This window comes from Exiguobacterium sp. KKT215 (genome assembly GCF_055635335.1).
Map to the genome: position 1 here is coordinate 1,814,958 of NZ_CM145756.1, position 20,244 is coordinate 1,835,201.

Below are 20,244 nucleotides of genomic sequence, written 5' to 3' on the forward strand. Positions count from 1 at the left end.
GTACTAATAGCAGTATATATTCTTTAGATTTTATTTTCAAGTGTTGTTTGTCATTCCAATCGTTCTCCGACGAGTAAGTCGAGTCGTTTCAAATAGTGTCGGAGCGGGGCATACGTCGCCTCGTTCCAAAACGCCTCGCTCCCGAGCAGCCGTACGGCGTCTTGCATCGCCACTTCCATCACTTTTAAATCGAGTACTGGATCAGCGACGCGGAAGCTTGGCAGACCGCTCTGGGCCGTCCCAAAGAAGTCACCGGCCCCGCGGAGTTCCAAGTCTTTCTCGGCGAGCACGAATCCGTCATTCGTCTCGGTCATCGTCTTTAAACGAAGTTTCCCGACGTCGGACTTTGGATCCCCTACCAATATACAATAAGATTGATCGGCGCCTCGACCGACACGCCCACGCAGCTGGTGCAGTTGCGCCAAGCCGAATCGTTCGGCGTCGTGGATGATGATGAGCGAGGCGTTCGGCACGTTCACCCCGACCTCGACGACCGTCGTCGAGACGAGGATTTGGAGGGCGTTGCTAGCGAAAGCCTTCATGACCTCGTCTTTCTCGGTGCTCGACAGTTTACCGTGCATGAGACCGACCGCATAATTCGGGAAGCGCTCCCGTAACATGTCGTAGAGCGCGGTCGCGCTCTCGACTTCGAGCGTGTCCGATTCCTCGATGAGCGGCGCGATGACGTACGCTTGACGTCCGAGGGCGAGCTCACGGTTCACCATCGCATGGACCCGGTCGATTTGATCGGTCTTGGCCCAATACGTCTCAATCGGCTTCCGCCCGGCCGGCATCTCATCAATCGTCGAGACGTCCATCTCCCCGAAAGCGCTGATGGCGAGCGTCCGTGGAATCGGCGTCGCTGTCATATAGAGCACGTCGGCGAGTTCCGCCTTGTCACGGAGCATTTTCCGCTGTTCGACCCCGAACCGGTGTTGCTCATCGGTGATGGCCAGATGCAGACGCGAAAACTCGACCGGCCCTTGAATCAAGGCGTGCGTCCCGACGATGATATCGACGTCGCCGTCTTTAATCGCCTGGAGCAATTCGTTCCTAGCCTTGCCTTTGACCGAACTCGTCAGTAGCCCGACGCGCATGCCGTAAGGTTCGAACAGCGCCTGCAACGAGGCGAGATGCTGTTCGGCCAAAATCTCCGTCGGGACCATGAGCGCCCCTTGATAGCCGGCGCACACCGTCGCATACAAGGCGATCGCGGCAACGACTGTCTTTCCGCTCCCGACATCCCCTTGTAACAACCGATTCATCCGTTCTGGCTTTTCTAAGTCGCCGACAATCTCCCGGATGACACGTGTCTGTGCCCCTGTCAACGGGAACGCGAGCTGTTTGACGAACTCGTTCAACCGCTGCTTGTCGAGCGTGAGCGCGCGCCCTTTCCCCGCCCGCTCCATCTTACGGAACGCCTGGAGTTTCAATTGATAGAGCAGACACTCTTCATAGACGTAACTTCGGCGTGCCTGTTTATACGTCTCGACCGAATCAGGGAAATGCATCCCTTTCAACATCGTCTCCCGGTCCTCGAGACGATAACGTTGCCGAATCGATTCGGGCAGGCGATCCTCGAACGAGGTCGTCTGTTCGAATGCGAGTTTGACGATGCGTCCGAAATTCTTTTGGGTCAGTCCGGCCCGGAGCGAATAAATCGGTTGCAACCCATCCGAGAGCTCACCGAACTCGAGGTCGGTCGCACTGATCGTCATCCGATTCATATCCCATTTCCCTTTGACCGTCACCGTGGCGCCGAGCGCGAGCTTGTCTTTATAAAAGGCCCGGTTGAACATCGTCACGTGGACGACGTAGCGCTCCTCGAGCAACAAGCGGAATTGGAGCCGGTTCTTGCCTTTGCTGTAATAGCGTACGAGCGGTGCCGCCTGGACGGTGCCGCTCCATTTGACGAGGTCGCCGTGAATGGCCGTCGTCACGGTGCCGCTATTATAATTTTCATAACGAAACGGGACGTGCTCCAGCACGTCCTCGATTCGTTCGAGACCCATCGTCTCTAATTTTTTGGCCATTTCTGGCCCGACCCCTTTCAGCGTCGTCAACGCCTCACTTCTGGACATTTTCTTTCTCTCCAAAGATGTTTCGTTCGAGACGGCGTGCCGTCGGCGTATTGGCGAGACCACCACGCGCTGTCTCTTTCAACGCGGTCGGCATCATCTGGCCAATCTCATGCATCGCGGAAATGACCTCGTCGCAAGGGATCCGTGACGTGATCCCGGCGAGTGCCATATCGGCTGCAACGATGGCGTTCGCCCCGCCCATGGCGTTCCGTTTGACGCACGGCACCTCGACGAGCCCCGCCACCGGGTCACAGACGAGACCGAGCATGTTTTTCAGTGCGATTGCAAACGCCGTCGCCGATTGTTCCGGCGTCCCGCCGGCCGCTTCGACGATGGCCGCGGCGGCCATCCCGGTCGCTGAGCCGACTTCCGCCTGACAACCACCAGCCGCTCCCGAAATCGAAGCGTTGTTTGCGACGACGAAGCCGAACGCTCCTGACGTGAACAAGTAGCGGACCATCGCGTCACGGTCCATCTCCAGACGTTCTTTGACCGCAAACAACGTACCCGGTACGACGCCGGCGCTTCCGGCGGTCGGGGTCGCGCAGATGCGTCCCATCGCCGCGTTGACTTCATTCGTGCCGATCGCTTTTGCGACCGCATCTAAAATCAAGTCTCCGGCGAGCGATTTGCCGGAACGGATATAGTCGGTCATGAGCACGGCATCGTTCCCCGTGAGACCCGTCACGGACGTCACGCCTTCGAGTGCCCGGGCGACCGCTTCTTCCATCACTTCTAGATTGCGCTCCATCATACCGACGACTTCTTCCCGCGTCGAGCGTCTGACGTGCACTTCTTGCTCGATCATCACTTCTGAAATCGGAATGCCTCGCTCTGTTGCCGTTCTGACTAATTCTTCTACTGATTTAAACATATTGGTTTCTCCTTATTCCCCAAAGATGGCTACCCGCTCGATTTGAGGTAACCGCTCAATTTCCGCTAACACGTCTTTTGACAGATGTTCATCAATCTCAATCGCCATAAGCGCTTGCTTGCCTTTCTCGTGACGACTCACTTCCATATGCCCAATATTCAACTCATGCCGGGCCAAGATGCCAGTCACGGCCGCGATCGCCCCGAAGCGATCATGGTGCAACACGACGAGTGCCGGACCGCCGCCTGACAGTTTAAGCGGGAATCCGTTCAACTCGGTAATCTCGATCGTCCCGCCGCCGATTGAAATCCCGACGATTTCGAACGTGCCATCCTCGTCCTCGAGGTGGACCCGGGCCGTGTTCGGGTGGTCTGTCAACGCATCGCTCGTCTCAAAGACGACCTCGATGCCGCGCTCTTTGGCGATATCGAGTGCTTGCGGGATGCGCAAATCGAACGTATCGAAGCCCATGATGCCGCCGACGATGGCGACATCGGTACCGTGCCCCCGATACGTATCGGCGAACGACCCATAAAACGTGATGTGCGCGAGCCGTGGCGTACGCCCGAACAACTTCCCAGCCATGAGGCCGATGCGCGCGGCTCCGGCCGTATGCGAACTCGATGGACCGACCATGACCGGACCGATGATATCAAACACACTGCGATATTTCATCGCATTTCCCCCTTTCAAAAAAACCCTACCTTCATTATACAGAAGGTAGGGCTGAGTTACAGCTTATTCCACACTAAAAATGTAGGAGTAGAGCGGTTGTTTCCCGTCATGAACCTCGATTTCAATCTCGTCGTTCTTCGACTCGATATACGCCGAGAGTGCTGCGACGTCTTCCGCTGACGAACCTTCGCCCGTCAAAATCGTGATGATTTCGTCATCGGCATCCACGAGCGCGTCGACAAGCGCTTTCGCCGCTTCGAGGCTCGAAGCCGATGAGGCGACGATTTTCTTCTCGGCAATCGCCATGTGGTCGTCTTTACGAATCTCGACACCGTCGATGCTCGTATCACGAACCGCATACGTCACTTGACCAGACTTGACGGCGCTTGCCGCAGCCTTCATGACGCTCTCGTTCGTTTCCACATCCGCTTCCGGATTGAAGGCGATCGCTGCCGCGAGTCCTTGTGGCACCGTCTTCGTCGGAATGACCGAGACGCCGCAAGGTGCGACCGAGGCCGCTTGTTCAGCAGCCATGATGATGTTCGAGTTGTTCGGGAAGATGAAGACGTGATCCGCGTTGGCCGCTTCAATCGCCTTGACGATATCTTCCGTCGATGGGTTCATCGTCTGACCGCCCTCGATGACGTGGGCCGCCCCGAGTGAACGGAACAATTCGCTGACACCTTCGCCCATCGCGACCGTAACGATCGCGAACGGCGCTTTCGCCTTCGGAGCCGTCGGAGCAGCCGTTTGAACGCCGTGCTGGTTGGCGCCATGCTCTTCTTCTAAGATGGTCGAGTGCTGTTGACGCATGTTCTCGATTTTGACAGCGACGAGTTCCCCGTAACGCTGTCCTTTCGTGATGACGTCACCTGGCGTCTCGACGTGAACGTGAACTTTGAGCAACTCTTCGTCTGCGACGACGAGGAGCGAGTCACCGAGTTCAGACAATTCATTGCGGAACACGTCCTCGTTGAACGGCGCGTCCTTCAATTTCTCGTCTTGGAACCGGACCATGATTTCCGTGCAATAGCCGAACTCGATGTCTTCCGTCGACATGAATCCTTGCGCAGCGTGGGCATGATGTTCAGCTTCAATGAGCGCATCCATGACCGGTGCATGTGGTTTCTCAAGTTCTTTGCCTTCGAGGCTAGCGAGGAACCCTTCATAAATGACGAGCAAGCCTTGGCCGCCTGAATCGACGACGCCGACTTCTTTTAAGACCGGCAATAAGTCCGGTGTCCGTTCGAGTGAAGCTTTCGCTTCGACAATCACGAGTTCCATGAACTCGTTGAAGTCGCTCGTCGACTCTGAAGCACGGAGCGCTTCGTCGGCCGCTTCACGAGCAACCGTCAAAATCGTTCCTTCAACCGGTTTCATAACCGCCTTGTATGCCGTATCGACGCCACGTTTCAACGCTTCGGCGAAATCGACTGTCGACACTTCTGTCTTGCCTTCGATTGCTTTACCGAAACCACGGAACAACTGGCTCAAAATAACGCCCGAGTTCCCACGTGCCCCCATCAAGAGACCGCGTGCAAACTTCGATGAGACGTCAGCGATATTCGCCGAGTTGAGTGCGGCCACTTCTTTCGCACCCGATGTCATCGTCAAATTCATGTTCGTCCCCGTGTCGCCGTCCGGCACCGGGAAGACGTTAAGCGAATCTACATAATCCGCATTCTGGCTCAAGTTGGCTGCACCGTTCGCGACCATGTTCGCGAACACCAATCCATCTAAACGTTTTAAACCCACACCAAATCCTCCTTCGTTCTCGTCAGTCATTCGTCAGACGAACGCCTTGTACGAATATGTTTACCGACGAAACGTTTAATCCTAAAGTTTCACCGAGCGTGTATTTTACACGGCTTTGCACGTTGTATGCGACTTCCGACACTTTCGTCCCGTAGCTTACAATGATGTGCATGTCGATATGTACGTCTTCTCCATCTTGACGTACGACCACGCCTCGGGCGTAGTTTTCACGTTTCAATAGTTCTGCGATCCCGTCTTTCAATTGAGCTTGAGACGCCATTCCCACAACGCCGAAACATTCCATCGCCGCACCGCCTGCGAGTGTCGCGACCACGTCGTTCGTGATGTCAATATTGCCATATGTTGTCTTCATTTCAATTGCCATATGGAGTAGCCTCCTTTATTCGGAATGATTCCTTCACTACATTCTACAATAAGTACCTAGTTATTAAAAGAACCTGCTCCATAAACTCGGTCAATTGTAGCCGTAACCCTCATTCATTATTAAAATCCTTTCCAGTAATGTCAAGTTTTTTTCTTGTCATCCTATGATTTTCTAGTTGCATCGTGAAAAAACCCGTGCTAATATAAACGAGTGTCTATTAGGACGAACCCACATAAAAAAGGAGGGGAAACGCATGGCACGTAAATGCTACGTAACAGGTAAATCACCTAAATCAGGTAACAACCGTTCGCACGCACTCAACAAGACAAAACGCACTTGGGGTGTAAACGTACAAAAAGTTCGTATTCTCGTTGACGGTAAACCTAAACGAGTTTGGGTTTCAGCTCGCGCTCTTAAATCAGGTCTCGTTGAACGCGTATAATTTTTATACACGAACGAAATAAATCCCAGCGGCATTCGCCGATGGGATTTTTTTGTGTTCATTTTTTGACATACAGCACGAGCACCATGCCTTCGTGCACGATCAAATCCGCCGCTTCATCGTCCCATTCGTTCGAGATGGTGAGCGCCTCATGGCTGACGACATCGTGACGGTCGAGCGGATATTTGACGCCGCGGATGGTCACGTTCGCCTGCTTCCATGGGATGAGCGACAAATAGTGACCGTCTTGACGCGGGAGTTCATAGCGTCCCGACCCGACGAGTCGTACCGTCTGCCCTGCCGTGACGAGACGCATCTCCGGATACGCCTCGAGCAGACCGATATTGCTGAGCGTCATATCGAGCCGGCCGCCGAGCGCACCGTAGACAATCATCTCCGTCGCGCCATGCCCCCGTGCCGCCTCGAGAGCGATCTCGAGGTCGGTCACATCTTTCTCAGATGGATAGCGGACGGCGTCGATCGGCACTTCGCCCGTGAAGGAGTCGAAATCGCCGACGACGAGATCTGGGTTCAGCCCGTGGTTCAACAGTGTCTCGTACCCCCCATCGACGCCGATGATGTAATCGACGTCACGCGGGAGTCCCGAGATTGGTTCCGGGCTGGCCGCCACAATCAACACCCGCATTAGCGGACGTCCCGGGTCGCGAGCGTCGCGAAGCGCGGCGCCGAGACGAACAAGAGGACGAGGACGACGGCCGACACGAGGAAGGACGGGAGCATGTACGTCATGTTATAGGCGAACGAGTAGGCGACGACCGGACCTTCCGCGTATTCGGCGAAGAAGACGATCCCCGACAAGACGTGGGCGCCGTAACGAAGCAGTGAACCGAGGAGCGCGCCGAGCACCAAATAAACGACGAGCGTCTTTTTCGCCTCATCCTTGGCGGCTCGTTTCACTTGACCAGCAAACAGTCCCGCCATCCCGACGACACCGTAAGCGAACGTGTAGTCGAGCAGGAACTGGACCGGCGTGAAGATGTAGGCCCCGAACAGCAGTTGCAGCGTTCCGACAAGTGCACCGGTCGCAAGTCCGCCTTTCAAACCGTGACGATACGCCATGACGAAAATCGGCAACATCGCCAAGCTGATTGACCCGCCTTGCGGCATCCGGAACGGGATGAGCAAATCAAAAATCAAACCGAGTGCGGCGAACAATGAGATTTCAATGAGCGCCTGTAATTTTAAACGTTGTTTCATCTATTTCCCTCCTTAAAATATGAGCGAACGACAAAAAGCAGCATGACGTAAACGCCATGCTGCTATCGAGTAGCAACGTGCATTTTCGCCACATCCCTACGTCCGTGTGAACGGAACAGGTTCAAAGGGTTAGCGTATGCCTCTCAGCCACAAAATGTGACACCCCTTGCGACAATATTTGTTGTTCTATGGACGATTATACACGAGATGCGTTGCGAATGCTATCGATTGCGTCTTTATAGCTCGGCTCGTTATAGATGGCCGAGCCGGCCACGAGCACGTCAGCACCGGCATCGATACATAATTTCGCAGTCTCCGCATTGACGCCGCCGTCAATCTCGATTTCAAAGTCGAGACGGCGCGCTTGGCGCATCTCGTTCAACGCCGCGATTTTCGGCACGACCGATTCGATGAACTTCTGACCCCCAAAGCCAGGGTTCACCGTCATGAGAAGTACCATGTCGACGTCACCGAGCACGTGTTCAATCAATGACAGCGGCGTATGCGGGTTGAGAACGACGCCACACTTGGCTCCGGCCGCCTTGATTTGTTGAAGCACGCGATGCAAATGGTTCGTCGCTTCGACGTGGACGGTGACGATGTCCGCTCCCGCCTTGATGAAGTCTTCGACGAAGCGCTCCGGTTGGTCGATCATCAAATGGACGTCTAACACCATGTCCGACTTCTTCCGTAAGCTCGCGAGCACCGGGAGACCGATCGAGATGTTCGGGACGAATTGACCGTCCATGACGTCAAAATGGATATAATCCGCGCCGGCCTCTTGGACCGCCTTCACTTCTGCCTCTAGGTTGGCGAAGTCCGCCGCTAAAATCGAGGGTGCAATTTTAATCATGTCAGTACCTCCGTTGTCTATCGTTTAACTCTGCCATAAACGTAACATAATTCTCATAACGGGTGGAAGCGATTTCTCCCGCCTCGACGGCCGCTTTGACGGCACAACCCGGTTCGTTCAAATGGGCACAGCCTCGGAACTTACAGTCGTCGTGCCGCTCGACGAACTCAGGGAAGCACCAACGCATCTCCTCGACTTCGAGTTCTTCTGGGAACTCGAGGCTTGAGAAACCAGGCGTGTCAGCGACGAGCCCGTCAGCGAGCGTGATGAGCGTGACGTGACGCGTCGTGTGCTTGCCTCGGCCGAGCGACTTCGAGATTTTCCCGGTCGCGAGTTCTAGTTCCGGCGCGACCGCGTTCAAGAGCGAACTCTTGCCGACTCCGGTCTGTCCGGCAAACACGCTCGTCTTCTCTTTAAACGACCCACGAATTTGTTCAATCCCCGACCCGGTCTCCGTCGACGTCTCGATGACCTCATAGCCGATTGACCGATATAAGGCCGCTGCCGCTTGAATCGTTTCGAGTTCCGACTCCGTCAACAAGTCCATTTTCGTTAAGACAATAATCGGATGGACTTGCTTCGATTCGATTAAGACGAGGAAACGGTCGAGCAGATGGAACGAGAATGCCGGTTCCTTGACCGAGAACAGCAAGAACGCTTGATCGATGTTAGCGATCGGCGGGCGGACGAGATGGTTCGACCGCTCATCGACGGCCAAGATATAGCCTGTGCCGTCCCCTTGGTCTTGAATATCGACATCGTCGCCGACGACCGGCGAGATGTTCCGGTTGCGGAAATTGCCGCGGGCGCGACAACGGATCTCTTGTTTCTCTTCCGTCATGACATCATAAAACCCGCCTTGTAATCGAATAATCGTACCTTTCATCCTATGACCTCCTTAGAAAAAGAGGCGACGCGCGCGCCACCTCTTCATTGTGAATCTTTTGCTTGTGCGTACGTCACCGTATCCGTCCGGACGACTTCCCCGTCGACTTCGATCGTCGCGGTTCCGACTTCGTCCGGTGCAATGACGAGCGTATACGAGTAAGTCGTCGTCTCCGTTATCTTATCACGCAACACTTCGACTTCGCCACGGGCGTCTACCGTCCGAATGACGACCTCGAGTGCCACAGGTTCTTCGCCTTCAGCAGGCGGATCGATTTCGACGTTGACTTCCCGTTCAATCGAGACGTCGGTCGGTTCGACCCCTTGCGACACGATGACGGTCAATTCCGTCCCCGGGTCGACGGCTGTTCCGGCCGTCGGTAACTGACGAATGATTTGGTTGGCGGGCACGCTCGTTGAATACTCGTCTCGTTTGACGATTTTCAAGCTATTCTGTTCGGCGTACGTCGTCGCTTCCTCAAACGTATACCCGGCTAAATTGGCGAGTTCGACTTTATTGCTACCGGTCGAGACGACGAGCGTCACCGTCTCTTCAGACGGGACGACCTCGTTGTCCGGAGCAATCGACTGGGAGATGACATCGCCGCTATCGACCGTCTCCGACGCCTCGGATTGAATTTCGATATCCGCAAAGTCGAGGTCTTTGAGCGTCCGCTCGGCCGCCGACTGAGACAATCCTTCGACGTCCGGCATCGCGACCGTCTCTTTCCCGGCCGACACGACAATCGTCACGGTCGTTCCGCGTTTCGGTTTCCGACCGGCTTGCGGTGTCTGCGAAATGACGTCGCCAGCGGCGATGTTATCGCTCGCCCGCTCTGTCGCTTCGACGACAAAACCGGCTGTTTCGAGTTCGGTCGTCGCTTCGTCGTTCGTCATCCCGACGACGTCTGGCACGACGGCACGGGACATCTCATCGGCGATGACATATGCCCCGATTCCGCCGCCAATCAACAAGAAGAGGAGTAGGAGCCAAAGCCACCACTTCTTCTTCCGTTTCGGCTTCGGGTTCGCTGTCTCAGGTTCGCTCGGTGCGACCGGTTGTTCCGGTGTCTCTTTGACGTTCGGTTCGTCCGGGACGACCGGTGACATGACGAGCGTCTGATCGAATGCGTCCTGTTCCGTACTGAGGCGTTTCGGTTCGTTCGCACGTTCCGGGTCGAGCGCCGTCATGCAATCCTTCTTAAAGGCGGCGACCGATGTGTGACGGGCGCCCGGTGATTTCGCCAGCGCCTGCATGATGCAGTTCTCAAGCGCTTGCGGGATGTTCGGGTTCAAATCCATCGGTCGAATCGGGTCGTCTTGCAAATGTTGAAGTGCGACGGCGACTGGCGTCTCGCCGATGAACGGAACGCGTCCGGTCACGAGTTCATACAGGACGGCACCGAGTGAATAAATATCTGACTTCTCATCGGCGAACTTTCCGCGCGCCTGTTCTGGAGAAAAGTAATGGACCGAGCCGAGCACTGACATCGTATGGGTCAGCGTCGCGTTCGACATGGCCACCGCAATCCCAAAGTCCGTCACTTTGACGTTGCCGCTCTGATCGATCATCATGTTTTGCGGTTTGATGTCCCGATGAATGATTCGATTCGCATGGGCATGGTCGATGGCATCACAAATCTGTCCCATGATGCGAAGCGCCTCGTCGACAGATATGTACTCTTCTTGCAAATATTGTTTGAGCGTCATCCCATCGACGTGTTCCATGACGATGTAATAGATGTCACGCTCGTCTCCGACGTCGTAGATGGCGACGATATTCGGATGGTTCAGACTAGTCGCCGCGTGGGCTTCCCGTTCGAACCGGCGTATAAATTGTTCGTTATGCGAGAATTCAGATCGCAACACCTTGATGGCGACGGTTCGGTTTAAAATCTCATCGTGAGCCCGGTAGACATTTGCCATGCCGCCGCTGCCGATTTGCTGTTCGATCCGATAACGATCGTTGATTCGTTCTCCACTTCGCATCGGATTCATCCTCTCTTTCTATCTGTGAACTGGACGAGGGCAACGGTGATGTTGTCACTCCCACCCAAACGGTTGGCTTGATCGATCAATTGATCCGCCTTGACGTCCGCCGAGACGGGACGTTTCAAGACTTGCTTGATTTCCTCATCAGTCAAATGAGTCGTCAAGCCGTCCGTACAGATTAAAATCGTGTCAAACTCGGGTTCGGCAAACACTTGCAGATCAGGTTCGACATGCTCATTCGAGCCGATTGAACGGGTGATAATGTTACGTTTCGGATGGACGCGCATCTCTTCCTCGGTCAATTCGCCGAGTTGTTTCAACACGTTCACGTAGGAATGATCTTCCGTCAATTGCTGCAGCTTATCATCTCGCAAGGCATATACACGACTATCCCCGACGTGGACGATGACGATCGTCTCGTCGTGCCAACAGACACCGGCAATCGTCGTCCCCATCATGAGGAGGTTGGCTTGTTTCGAGAAATCGAGCACTTGATCATTGGCCAGTTCCACGTTTTGGCGGAACCAATTCTCCATCTCCATCGGCGAGGCCGGAAGCGTCGAGAAGGCACGGCGAAACTGCTCGATGACGAGCTGACTCGCGACCTCCCCGGCTTCATGTCCCCCCATCCCGTCGGCCACGAGAGCAATTCCGGCATGTTCGTCCCCTAAAATCAAGACGGCATCCTCGTTCTGTGCTCTCACTTGGCCTCGGTCGGTTCGGTATGCTAATTCCATCTTCGTGATTACCTCGTTTCTTGTTCGCGCTCCTTCGCTCGAAGCTGCCCACAAGCCGCATCGATATCCGAACCTTGTTCGCGACGAATCGTCACGTTCACTTTTCGATCTTTGAGCACTTTTTCAAAGGCAAAAATTTGTTTACGTGGTGTGCGGACGTAATCGCGCTCGAGCACGTGGTTGACTGGAATCAAGTTGACGTGGCATTTGACGCCTTTCAACAAGTCAGCGAGTTGATGCGCGTGTTCTTCCGTGTCGTTAACCCCGCCGAATAAACCGTATTCGAACGTGATGCGGCGACCGCTCTTCTCTGTATAGTAGTTGACGGCTTCCATCAACTTGTCCAAGTTGTAAGCACGGTTGATCGGCATAAGGCGTGTCCGAATCTCCGTCGTCGGCGCGTGAAGCGAGATTGCGAAGTTGATGCGCATGCCTTCATCGGCAAACTTGTAAATCTTCGGTACGATCCCACTCGTCGACACGGTGATGTGACGTGAACCGATGTTCAAGCCGTCATCGTGGTTGACCGTGCGCAAGAAGCGCATCAATTCGTCGTAGTTATCGAACGGTTCGCCGATTCCCATGACGACGACCGAGTCGACCCGCTCTTCGCTCGCGTCGAGCGCGCGCTGGACGTCGAGGACTTGGGCCGTGATTTCACCGGCCTCTAAGTTACGTTTCAAACCACCGAGCGTCGAAGCACAGAACGTGCAACCGATGCGGCAGCCGACTTGCGTCGTGACACAGACCGAGTTTCCGTACTCATGGCGCATGAGTACCGTCTCGATAGAATAACCGTCTTGAAGCTCGAACAAGAACTTGATTGTCCCGTCCTTTGATTCTTGACGGACGAGTTCTTTCAATGTCGTCAATTGGAACGCCGCGTCTAATTTCTCGCGGAGCGGTTTCGAGACGTTCGTCATATCGTCGAACGATGTCACACGCTTGACGTACATCCAGTCATATAACTGTTTCGCGCGGAACGATTTTTCTCCTGCCTCAATCAGCCATTGTTCGAGCTCTGAGTACGTGAGGGAATAGAGTGACGGCTTGGCACCGACTAATGGATTTTTTTCAACTGCTTTTGGATTCATGTTTATACCTCTTTCTTGAATGCGGCGATATAGAAACCGTCCGTCCCGAACGACGTCGGGAGTAATTTGAGTTCAGCGCGGTCCGATGACATCATCGGGTGCAATACTTGTGGAAGACGGTCTTGGAGTGTCTCATCCCACGTCAATCCGTTCGACAAAATGTAATCTGCCTGCTGTTCATTCTCAGTAGGGTCGATGGTACATGTCGAGTACACTAGCGTACCACCTCGTTTAAGCAGTGGCAAGACGGCGTCAATGATTTCACGTTGGACTTTCGGCAGTCCGGCGAGGGCGGACTTGTCTTTCGTCCATTTGATATCGGGCTTGCGACGGATGACACCGAGTCCCGAGCATGGGACGTCGAGTAAAATCCGGTCGAAGCTCTCCGGTTCAAATTTGTCCCCGGCCTGGCGGGCATCGAGGGCAAGTGCGGTCACTCCATCGATATGCAGACGCTTCGCTTGACGTTCAATCAACTTCGCTTTATGCGGATGCAAGTCGAGGGCGACGAGCGTTCCACCGTCCATGCGTTCTGCCGTATGCATCGCTTTTCCACCTGGTGCGGCACACGCATCGAGGACGCGTTCCATTTTCCCGGCTTGAAGCGCATCGGCGACGATCATCGAGCTCTCGTCTTGAATCGACAACAAGCCCATATCGATGAACGCTGTCGAGTGCACGTTTCCGGATTCGATGATGAGTCCGTCCGCTGACAGCTCCGAGCGTGTCGCGACGACATCGACTTCGGCGAGCCGTTCAATCATCTCTTCGACCGTGACGCGCTGGCGGTTGACCCGAACCGTGACCGGAGCCGGCTCATTGTTTAATTTACACATCGCCTCGGTCGCTTCGACACCGTACGTTTCCACCCATTCGGCGACGAGCCAATCGGGATGGCTATGTTCGATGGCAATCCGTTCAGCGTCCGGAAGCGTGCTCAAATCCGGGAACCCGTCCCGAATGACGTTGCGCAACACGCCGTTGACGAACTTACCGGTACCCGAATGGCCCCGTTTTTTCGCAATCTCGACCGCTTCGTGCAAGACGGCCCGATCCGGAATCTTGTCGAGGTAAAACAGTTGATAGACACTCATCCGTAAGAGCGGCAAGACGAAACGGTCCAATTTTTTCGGGTTTTGAACCCGCTTCTCTAAAATATAATCGAGCGTCCGTTTCCGGCCGAGCGTCCCATAGACGAGCTCTGTGTATAGGCCGACATCTTTCGTCGCCAATTTCTTCTGTTTCAATAAATCGTTGACCGCAATCGTCGAATAGGCGCCGCCTTGTTCGATTTTGATTAGCGTATCCAGTGCTGCAACTCGTACGTTCATATTATCCTCCTAGTCGATCGCCGACTTGTAACTTTTGGCCGGCCCCACGCATAAATGTGGCCCCGTCCATTCGTTTTTTACCAGATGGTTGCAAGTCGACCACTTTAATGGCGACCGCGTCGCCTGTCGCGACGACAAATCCATCCTCTTCAAGTCGTACAATCGTTCCCGGTTCACCCGTCCCTGTCGTTTTCGACCCGAAGAACAGTTTGACCCGTTCCCCGGCAATCGTCGTATACGCCGTCGGGAACGGATTCATCCCTCTGATGTGGTTATAAATATCTGCACCGGCACGGGTCCAGTCAATCTGTTCCCGCTCTCGGCTAATGTTCGGTGCGAACGTGACGTCACGCTCGTCTTGCGGTACGGCTTCAATCCAACCAGCGAGGAAGGCAGGAAGCGTCTTGAGCAACAAGTCTGATCCTGCGACCGCGAGCTTGTCGAACAACGTACCGACCGTGTCCAATTCTTCAATCGGGACGACCGTGTTGGCAATCATGTCGCCAGCATCGAGCTTATCGACCATATACATGATGGTGACACCCGTCTCTTTGTCCCCATCGAGGATGGCTTGATGAATCGGCGCGCCACCTCGATATTTCGGCAACAGCGAGGCATGGACGTTGATGGCGCCATGTTTTGGTGCTTCTAACAGTTCGGTCGGGACGATTTGTCCGTACGCCGCCGTCACAATCAAGTCCGGTTCGAGTGCCAAGATATCCGCGAAATCGGTCCGCACCTTTTCAGGCTGTAACACCGGGATATTGTGGCGCAGGGCACACTCTTTCACCGGCGTCGGTTTCAGTTCGCGTTTACGGCCGACCGGTTTGTCCGGTTGCGAGACGACACCTACGACATTGTATCCTTCTTCGAGCAAGCGCTCAAGTACGGATACGGCAAACGTCGGCGTCCCCATGAAGACGATACGCTGATCCGTCCCTTTGTCCGGCACGGCGAGCTTGTCCGTGAACAATACTCCGTCCAAATGGTCGATCTCATGTTGAATCGCCCGAGCGAAGAATCCGCTCGCCTTCACTTGTTGGGTGCGGCCTTTCAAATCCTGCGTCTTGACGACGATCGTCTCATGCCGTTCGACGAAACCGAACTCACCCGGGATACTCAAGCAGCCTTCAAGACCGATCTCGGTCCCGGACGTCTCGATGATTTCCGGATTGATCAACACGAGCGGTCCCGTCTCATCATCCGTATGGACGACAGCGAGCCGTTGATTCAAATTGACCTGTGGGGCGGCCACGCCGACCCCATCATATTCATACATCGTGTCGAACAGTCGATCGACCGTCTGACGCAATTTTTTATCAAACTTTGTCACCGGATCACACGTGACCCGTAAAATCTCATTTGGAATCTCTACTACTTTATACATCTGGTTCCACCTCACATGAATACGTATGGGTTTACGTCGATACTCAATTGATATTCTTTTTTGCTAATCGCCTTTGCCCGTGCCTGTTGCAGCGTGGCGAGGACCGGATATAACGCTTCCGGATGTTTCGTCTTGATGAACAACTGATAGCGGAACAAGTTCTTCAGTTTCGACAACGGTGCCGGCATCGGCCCGTTCAGTCGCGACTGGGCCACGTGCGCCTCGACGAAATCGGCGGCGAACAGCTCGGCCTCGGCTTGGGCGACGAGCGGACTTTCCGCCGCGAACGTGACGAGCGTGACGTACCAATATGGGGGATGATTACCGACTTGGCGCAGTTGCATCTCCCGGGCGTAAAACGATTCATAATCATGTTCACTCGCCGTCTCGATGACATAATGGTCCGGGTTGTACGTCTGAACGTACGCCTCACCCGGCAGACTACCGCGTCCGGCCCGACCGGCGACTTGGGTCACGAGTTGAAACGTACGCTCGGTCGCCCGGAAATCGGGCATGCCGAGCGTCGCATCCGCCGCGAGCACGCCGACGAGCGTGACGTTCGGGAAATCGAGCCCTTTGGCGATCATCTGGGTACCGAGCAAAATGTCGGCCTCCCCATCCTCAAAGCGTTTCAATAGTTGTTCGTGCGACCCTTTGCGTGACGTCGTGTCTTGGTCCATCCGAATGATCCGCGCCTCAGGGATGCGATTCAACAGCTCGGTCTCGATCTTTTGCGTCCCGGTGCCGAACTGTTTGATTTTCTTGCTGTCACACGTCGGGCACTTCGACGGCATACCGATCTCATAGCCGCAGTAGTGGCATTTGAGCCGGTCGCCGTGTTGGTGATACGTCAAGTTGACGGCGCAGTGCGGACAGGTAAGCCCTTCCCCACAGTCGCGACACATGACGAACGTCGTGAAACCACGACGGTTGAGCAAGATGACGCACTGTTCTTTTTTCGCGATGCGGTCGTTGATGGCGACAAATAAATCTTCTGAAAACATCGTCGTGTTGCCTTTGGCGAGCTCACGCCGCATGTCGATAATATGGACAGGCGGCATCTCGCCACCGTACCGTTCGCTCAGTTGCAAATAGCGATAGACGCCTTTTTGGGCGCGGGCGTAAGACTCGAGTGACGGGGTCGCACTTCCGAGGACGACCGGGCACTCGTGGTACTCGGCCCGCCAAATCGCGACGTCACGCGCGTGATAGCGCGGGTTCTCTTCTTGCTTGTACGTCGTCTCATGCTCTTCGTCCAAGATGATGAGGCCGATGTTTTCGAGCGGTGCGAAAATCGCCGAGCGTGCCCCGACGACGACATCGACTTCACGTCGTTTGATTTTGCGCCACTCGTCATATTTCTCTCCTTGTGACAAGGCGCTATGGAGCACGGCGACCCGGTCTCCGAAGCGACGTTTGAATCGTTTGACCATCATCGGCGTGAGCGAGATTTCCGGGACGAGCAAAATCGCCTGCTTGCCGTCATCGACGACTTGACCGATCGCTTCTAAATAGACCTCGGTCTTCCCACTGCCGGTGACACCGTGTAAGAGTAACGTCTCCCCGGCTTCCGCATCGCGGATGGCATGGACAGCCGTGGCTTGACTTTCATTCAGTTCGACCGTCTCGATGACCTGTTCAATCGTGGCGTACGGGTCGCGGTTCAGTTCGACCTCGGTCACTTTGACGGCACGGAGCGACTCCATCTTTTGCAGTTGTGCGCGCGACAAGCCGATTTGACGTAACGACGACCAATACATCCGCGGGACGTCCTTCAGCAACTGAATCGCTTCTTGTTGTTTCTTCGCCCGGGCCGGGATGAGCGTCGCATCGATGAGCTCGATGACGAGGTCCGTCTTCACCGTCCGTTTCTCTTTTAACACCGGCGCGAGCAAGATGTCCCCTTTTTTGGCGAGCGCCAAGATGATGGACTGCGTCTCTTTCGGATACTCCGAAAGATGGGTACCGGCTCGAACGCCGTCCGGGAGCGTCTCGCCTTTAATCTCTTTGTCGTAACTCACTTTCAGCGCTGCCGGCAACATGGCGAGGAGTGCCGACGACCGGAAACAGAGCGTCGTCTCTTTCACATGGGTCGATAAGTCGAGCAACTCGTCCGTCAGTGATGATTCTTCATCTAATAGGGCTTCGAGCGGTTTCAACCCTTCGCGCGTCCCTTCTGAGACACCGGTGACGATTCCGAGCAGGCGTCGTGAGCCGAACGGGACCGAGACACGCATGCCCGGTTCGATTAACGTCTCGAACTGGGGCGGCACTTCATAATCGAACGGACGGTCGATCGTGATGACGGGCGCATCGACATGGACGTGGGCGATCATCGCAAATCTTCCTTAAAATGTGTGAGCAACTCGACAGCGAGTGCACGTTTGCTCTGTCGCGGTAAGCGGACATGAGCCCCGTCCGCCCGAAACAACGTGACTTCGTTGTCATCGGCGCGGAAGCCGATATCTGGCTGGGACACATCGTTGGCGACGAGATAGTCAACCCGTTTACGGGCGATTTTATCGCGGGCGTGTTGCTCGAGATTCTCCGTCTCGGCCGCAAAACCGACGAGGAGCTGATGCGTCTTCTTCTCCCCGAGCGTCTTCAAGATGTCGGTCGTCTCTTCGAGTTCGATCGTCAACGGGCCGTGCACTTTTTTATGTTTCTCGCTATGGACCGTCTTCGGGCGATAGTCGGCGACGGCGGCCGATTTGATGACGAGGTCTTGGTCATCGAAACGCGCGAGCACCGTCTCGAGCATATCCGTGCCTGATTCGACGGCGATGGCGGTCACGCCGTCCGGTACGGGTACTTGCAGCGGTCCGTGGACGAGCGTGACGTATGCGCCCATATCGCGGGCAGCCGCGGCGAGCGCGACGCCCATCTTGCCAGAGGAGTCGTTCGATAAAAAGCGGACCGGGTCGATGCGTTCGACCGTCGGACCGGCCGTGATTAGCACGCGTTTCCCGAGCAGATGTTTCGGGACGAACTGGCTCTCGACGATACGGACGAGGTCTTCCGGTTCCGGAAGGCGTCCACCACCGATCCACCCGCACGCGAGATTGCCGACGCCCGGTTCGATGATTTGATAGCCGAACGTTTTGAGCGTCTCGATATTGCGGCGCGTGGCCGGATGTTCGAGCATATTGACGTTCATCGCCGGTGAGACGATGACGGGACATTTGGCCGCTAAAATCGAGGTCGTGATGAAGTCATCGGCAATACCGGCTGCGAGTTTCGCAATCATGTTCGCCGTGGCGGGTGCAACGACGATCAAGTCACTCGTATCGACGACGTCGATGTGGGCGATTTTGGTCGGATCGTGTTCCTCGAACACGTCGGTGTATACCGGATTTCGGCTGAGCGCCTGAAACGTCGCTTTGCCGACGAATTCTTCGGCTGACGCGGTCATCGCCACTCGAACGTTCGCACCGGCCTGGACGAGTTTCGACGTGAGCGCGCACGCCTTATACGCCGCGATACCGCCGCTCACACAAAGCAAGATATTCCGATCGTTCAACATTCACAATTCTCCCCCTTATAGACAATGAGACCCAAGTCGCATCCGACTTGGGTCACACTTCATCCGTTGTTTTTTTCGTTCGTGATGATTGTCGTGTCACCCGAATACAATTCTTCTAGCGCTTGACCGACCGGCTTATACGATTTTGGCGCGGCGATTTTTGTTGCTTTTCCGTCCTGGATTTGGCGGGCCCGCTTCGCGGCCACCGTGACGATTGTGTATTTCGACGGGATGATACGTTGTAAGGCATCAATCGAAGGGTATAACATTAAATGACCTCCATCATGGCTTTTTTATAGAGAGACGCGACACGTTCACGTTTACAATGTTCGGCCGTCACGATCGCTTTGATACGATCGATCGCTTTATCCACTTCATCATTCGTAACGACGTAATCGTATGCATCCATCAATTCAATTTCTTCCCGGGCGACGAGCAAGCGTTGCTTGATCACGTCTTCCGATTCCGTGCCTCGACCGACTAAGCGGTTACGTAGTTCTTGCAGGCTTGGCGGAGCCAAGAATAAAAAGACCGCTTCCGGGAAACGCTCTTTCACTTGGAAAGCGCCCTGGACTTCAATCTCGAGGATGACGTCCTTCCCGCTTTCGAGTGTCTCACGAACCCATTCAACCGGTGTCCCATAATAGTTGCCGACAAATTCAGCGTGCTCGAGCAATTGTTTATGCTCGATCATGTGTTCAAATTGTTCTCTCGTCTTAAAGAAGTAGTGTACGCCTTCCACTTCTCCTTCGCGCGGTTTGCGGGTCGTCGCCGAGACCGAATATTGAAGGTTGTTGTCCTTCTCTTCACGGAGTACTCGACAAACGGTACCTTTCCCGACGCCGCTCGGGCCAGACAAGACGATTAATAATCCTCGTTCTTTAAAATTCACTGCAAGACCTCCATCTTCTAACATCACATTTAATTATAATAGCAGTCAATCAATTGTTCCGGCAAGAAGAAGTTCGGATTTCCTACTTCATCGTACCATATTTTCCGTGAATCTGATAAC

General features: G+C 54.8%; 19 protein-coding genes, 1 pseudogene and 1 riboswitch. Of the genes and pseudogenes, 1 reads left to right on the forward strand and 19 read right to left on the reverse strand.

Annotated features, from left to right (window positions below):
* Positions 1–50 precede the first annotated feature (50 nt).
* The 5 genes from recG to ACZ2GZ_RS09475 all read right to left on the reverse strand — a co-directional run bounded on the left by recG (position 51) and on the right by ACZ2GZ_RS09475 (position 5,770).
* A complete protein-coding gene (gene recG, locus ACZ2GZ_RS09455; RefSeq protein WP_058763359.1) occupies positions 51–2,081 on the reverse strand; it encodes an ATP-dependent DNA helicase RecG in 2,031 nt (676 codons plus the stop codon).
* Positions 2,068–2,955, reverse strand: a complete 888-nt coding sequence (sdaAA, locus tag ACZ2GZ_RS09460) for an L-serine ammonia-lyase, iron-sulfur-dependent, subunit alpha (protein ID WP_021067085.1) — start codon at positions 2,953–2,955, stop codon at positions 2,068–2,070. The genes recG and sdaAA overlap by 14 nt, the downstream gene beginning before the upstream one ends.
* Before the next feature lie 12 nt (positions 2,956–2,967).
* Positions 2,968–3,630 (reverse strand): L-serine ammonia-lyase, iron-sulfur-dependent subunit beta, encoded by a 663-nt coding sequence (gene sdaAB, locus ACZ2GZ_RS09465; RefSeq protein ID WP_021067084.1) that lies wholly within the window; start codon positions 3,628–3,630, stop codon positions 2,968–2,970.
* 63 nt (positions 3,631–3,693) lie between these two features.
* Positions 3,694–5,385 carry a DAK2 domain-containing protein gene (locus ACZ2GZ_RS09470; RefSeq protein ID WP_470295196.1) on the reverse strand — a complete coding sequence of 564 codons (1,692 nt, stop codon included), beginning with the start codon at positions 5,383–5,385 and terminating at the stop codon, positions 3,694–3,696.
* A 22-nt stretch (positions 5,386–5,407) separates the two neighbouring features.
* The gene (locus tag ACZ2GZ_RS09475; RefSeq protein WP_016509701.1) at positions 5,408–5,770 is read right to left on the reverse strand and encodes an Asp23/Gls24 family envelope stress response protein; all 363 of its coding nucleotides are present in this window, start codon (positions 5,768–5,770) and stop codon (positions 5,408–5,410) included.
* 253 nt (positions 5,771–6,023) lie between these two features.
* Between ACZ2GZ_RS09475 and rpmB the strand changes: the two genes are divergently transcribed.
* Complete coding sequence (rpmB, locus tag ACZ2GZ_RS09480; RefSeq protein WP_015881349.1) at positions 6,024–6,212, forward strand: 50S ribosomal protein L28; 189 nt, start codon at positions 6,024–6,026, stop codon at positions 6,210–6,212.
* A gap of 58 nt (positions 6,213–6,270) precedes the next feature.
* On the opposite strand, the gene ACZ2GZ_RS09485 is transcribed toward rpmB, so the two are convergent.
* From ACZ2GZ_RS09485 to gmk, 14 genes and pseudogenes are all read right to left on the reverse strand, one after another.
* Positions 6,271–6,858 carry a thiamine diphosphokinase gene (locus tag ACZ2GZ_RS09485; protein WP_058763355.1) on the reverse strand — a complete coding sequence of 196 codons (588 nt, stop codon included), beginning with the start codon at positions 6,856–6,858 and terminating at the stop codon, positions 6,271–6,273.
* Positions 6,858–7,430 (reverse strand): energy-coupled thiamine transporter ThiT, encoded by a 573-nt coding sequence (gene thiT, locus ACZ2GZ_RS09490; protein WP_021067081.1) that lies wholly within the window; start codon positions 7,428–7,430, stop codon positions 6,858–6,860. Before thiT ends, ACZ2GZ_RS09485 begins: the two co-directional genes overlap by 1 nt.
* Before the next feature lie 76 nt (positions 7,431–7,506).
* A riboswitch (TPP riboswitch) is annotated at positions 7,507–7,607 on the reverse strand.
* A gap of 19 nt (positions 7,608–7,626) precedes the next feature.
* A complete protein-coding gene (gene rpe, locus ACZ2GZ_RS09495) occupies positions 7,627–8,283 on the reverse strand; it encodes a ribulose-phosphate 3-epimerase (RefSeq protein ID WP_029595716.1) in 657 nt (218 codons plus the stop codon).
* 1 nt (position 8,284) lies between these two features.
* Positions 8,285–9,169, reverse strand: coding sequence for a ribosome small subunit-dependent GTPase A (gene rsgA, locus ACZ2GZ_RS09500; protein WP_021067079.1), 885 nt, complete (start codon positions 9,167–9,169; stop codon positions 8,285–8,287).
* Between the two features lie 44 nt (positions 9,170–9,213).
* Positions 9,214–11,157 carry a Stk1 family PASTA domain-containing Ser/Thr kinase gene (gene pknB, locus ACZ2GZ_RS09505; protein ID WP_021067078.1) on the reverse strand — a complete coding sequence of 648 codons (1,944 nt, stop codon included), beginning with the start codon at positions 11,155–11,157 and terminating at the stop codon, positions 9,214–9,216.
* A gap of 5 nt (positions 11,158–11,162) precedes the next feature.
* Positions 11,163–11,897: a Stp1/IreP family PP2C-type Ser/Thr phosphatase gene (locus tag ACZ2GZ_RS09510; protein ID WP_021067077.1), complete on the reverse strand. Its 735-nt coding sequence runs from the start codon at positions 11,895–11,897 to the stop codon at positions 11,163–11,165.
* An 8-nt stretch (positions 11,898–11,905) separates the two neighbouring features.
* Positions 11,906–12,991, reverse strand: coding sequence for a dual-specificity RNA methyltransferase RlmN (rlmN, locus tag ACZ2GZ_RS09515; RefSeq protein WP_021067076.1), 1,086 nt, complete (start codon positions 12,989–12,991; stop codon positions 11,906–11,908).
* 2 nt (positions 12,992–12,993) lie between these two features.
* A complete protein-coding gene (rsmB, locus tag ACZ2GZ_RS09520) occupies positions 12,994–14,322 on the reverse strand; it encodes a 16S rRNA (cytosine(967)-C(5))-methyltransferase RsmB (protein ID WP_021067075.1) in 1,329 nt (442 codons plus the stop codon).
* 1 nt (position 14,323) lies between these two features.
* Positions 14,324–15,238 (reverse strand): methionyl-tRNA formyltransferase, encoded by a 915-nt coding sequence (gene fmt / locus ACZ2GZ_RS09525; RefSeq protein WP_353048041.1) that lies wholly within the window; start codon positions 15,236–15,238, stop codon positions 14,324–14,326.
* A 45-nt stretch (positions 15,239–15,283) separates the two neighbouring features.
* Positions 15,284–15,709: pseudogene (def, locus tag ACZ2GZ_RS09530) on the reverse strand (peptide deformylase); the annotation flags it as partial.
* 11 nt (positions 15,710–15,720) lie between these two features.
* On the reverse strand, positions 15,721–18,045 hold the full coding sequence (gene priA / locus ACZ2GZ_RS09535) for a primosomal protein N' (RefSeq protein ID WP_214713808.1): 2,325 nt from the start codon (positions 18,043–18,045) through the stop codon (positions 15,721–15,723).
* Positions 18,042–19,232, reverse strand: a complete 1,191-nt coding sequence (coaBC, locus tag ACZ2GZ_RS09540) for a bifunctional phosphopantothenoylcysteine decarboxylase/phosphopantothenate--cysteine ligase CoaBC (RefSeq protein WP_214713810.1) — start codon at positions 19,230–19,232, stop codon at positions 18,042–18,044. Before coaBC ends, priA begins: the two co-directional genes overlap by 4 nt.
* 59 nt (positions 19,233–19,291) lie before the next feature.
* Positions 19,292–19,501, reverse strand: a complete 210-nt coding sequence (gene rpoZ, locus ACZ2GZ_RS09545) for a DNA-directed RNA polymerase subunit omega (RefSeq protein ID WP_021067071.1) — start codon at positions 19,499–19,501, stop codon at positions 19,292–19,294.
* Positions 19,501–20,148, reverse strand: coding sequence for a guanylate kinase (gene gmk / locus ACZ2GZ_RS09550; RefSeq protein ID WP_029595720.1), 648 nt, complete (start codon positions 20,146–20,148; stop codon positions 19,501–19,503). Before gmk ends, rpoZ begins: the two co-directional genes overlap by 1 nt.
* Between the last annotated feature and the right edge of the window lie 96 nt (positions 20,149–20,244).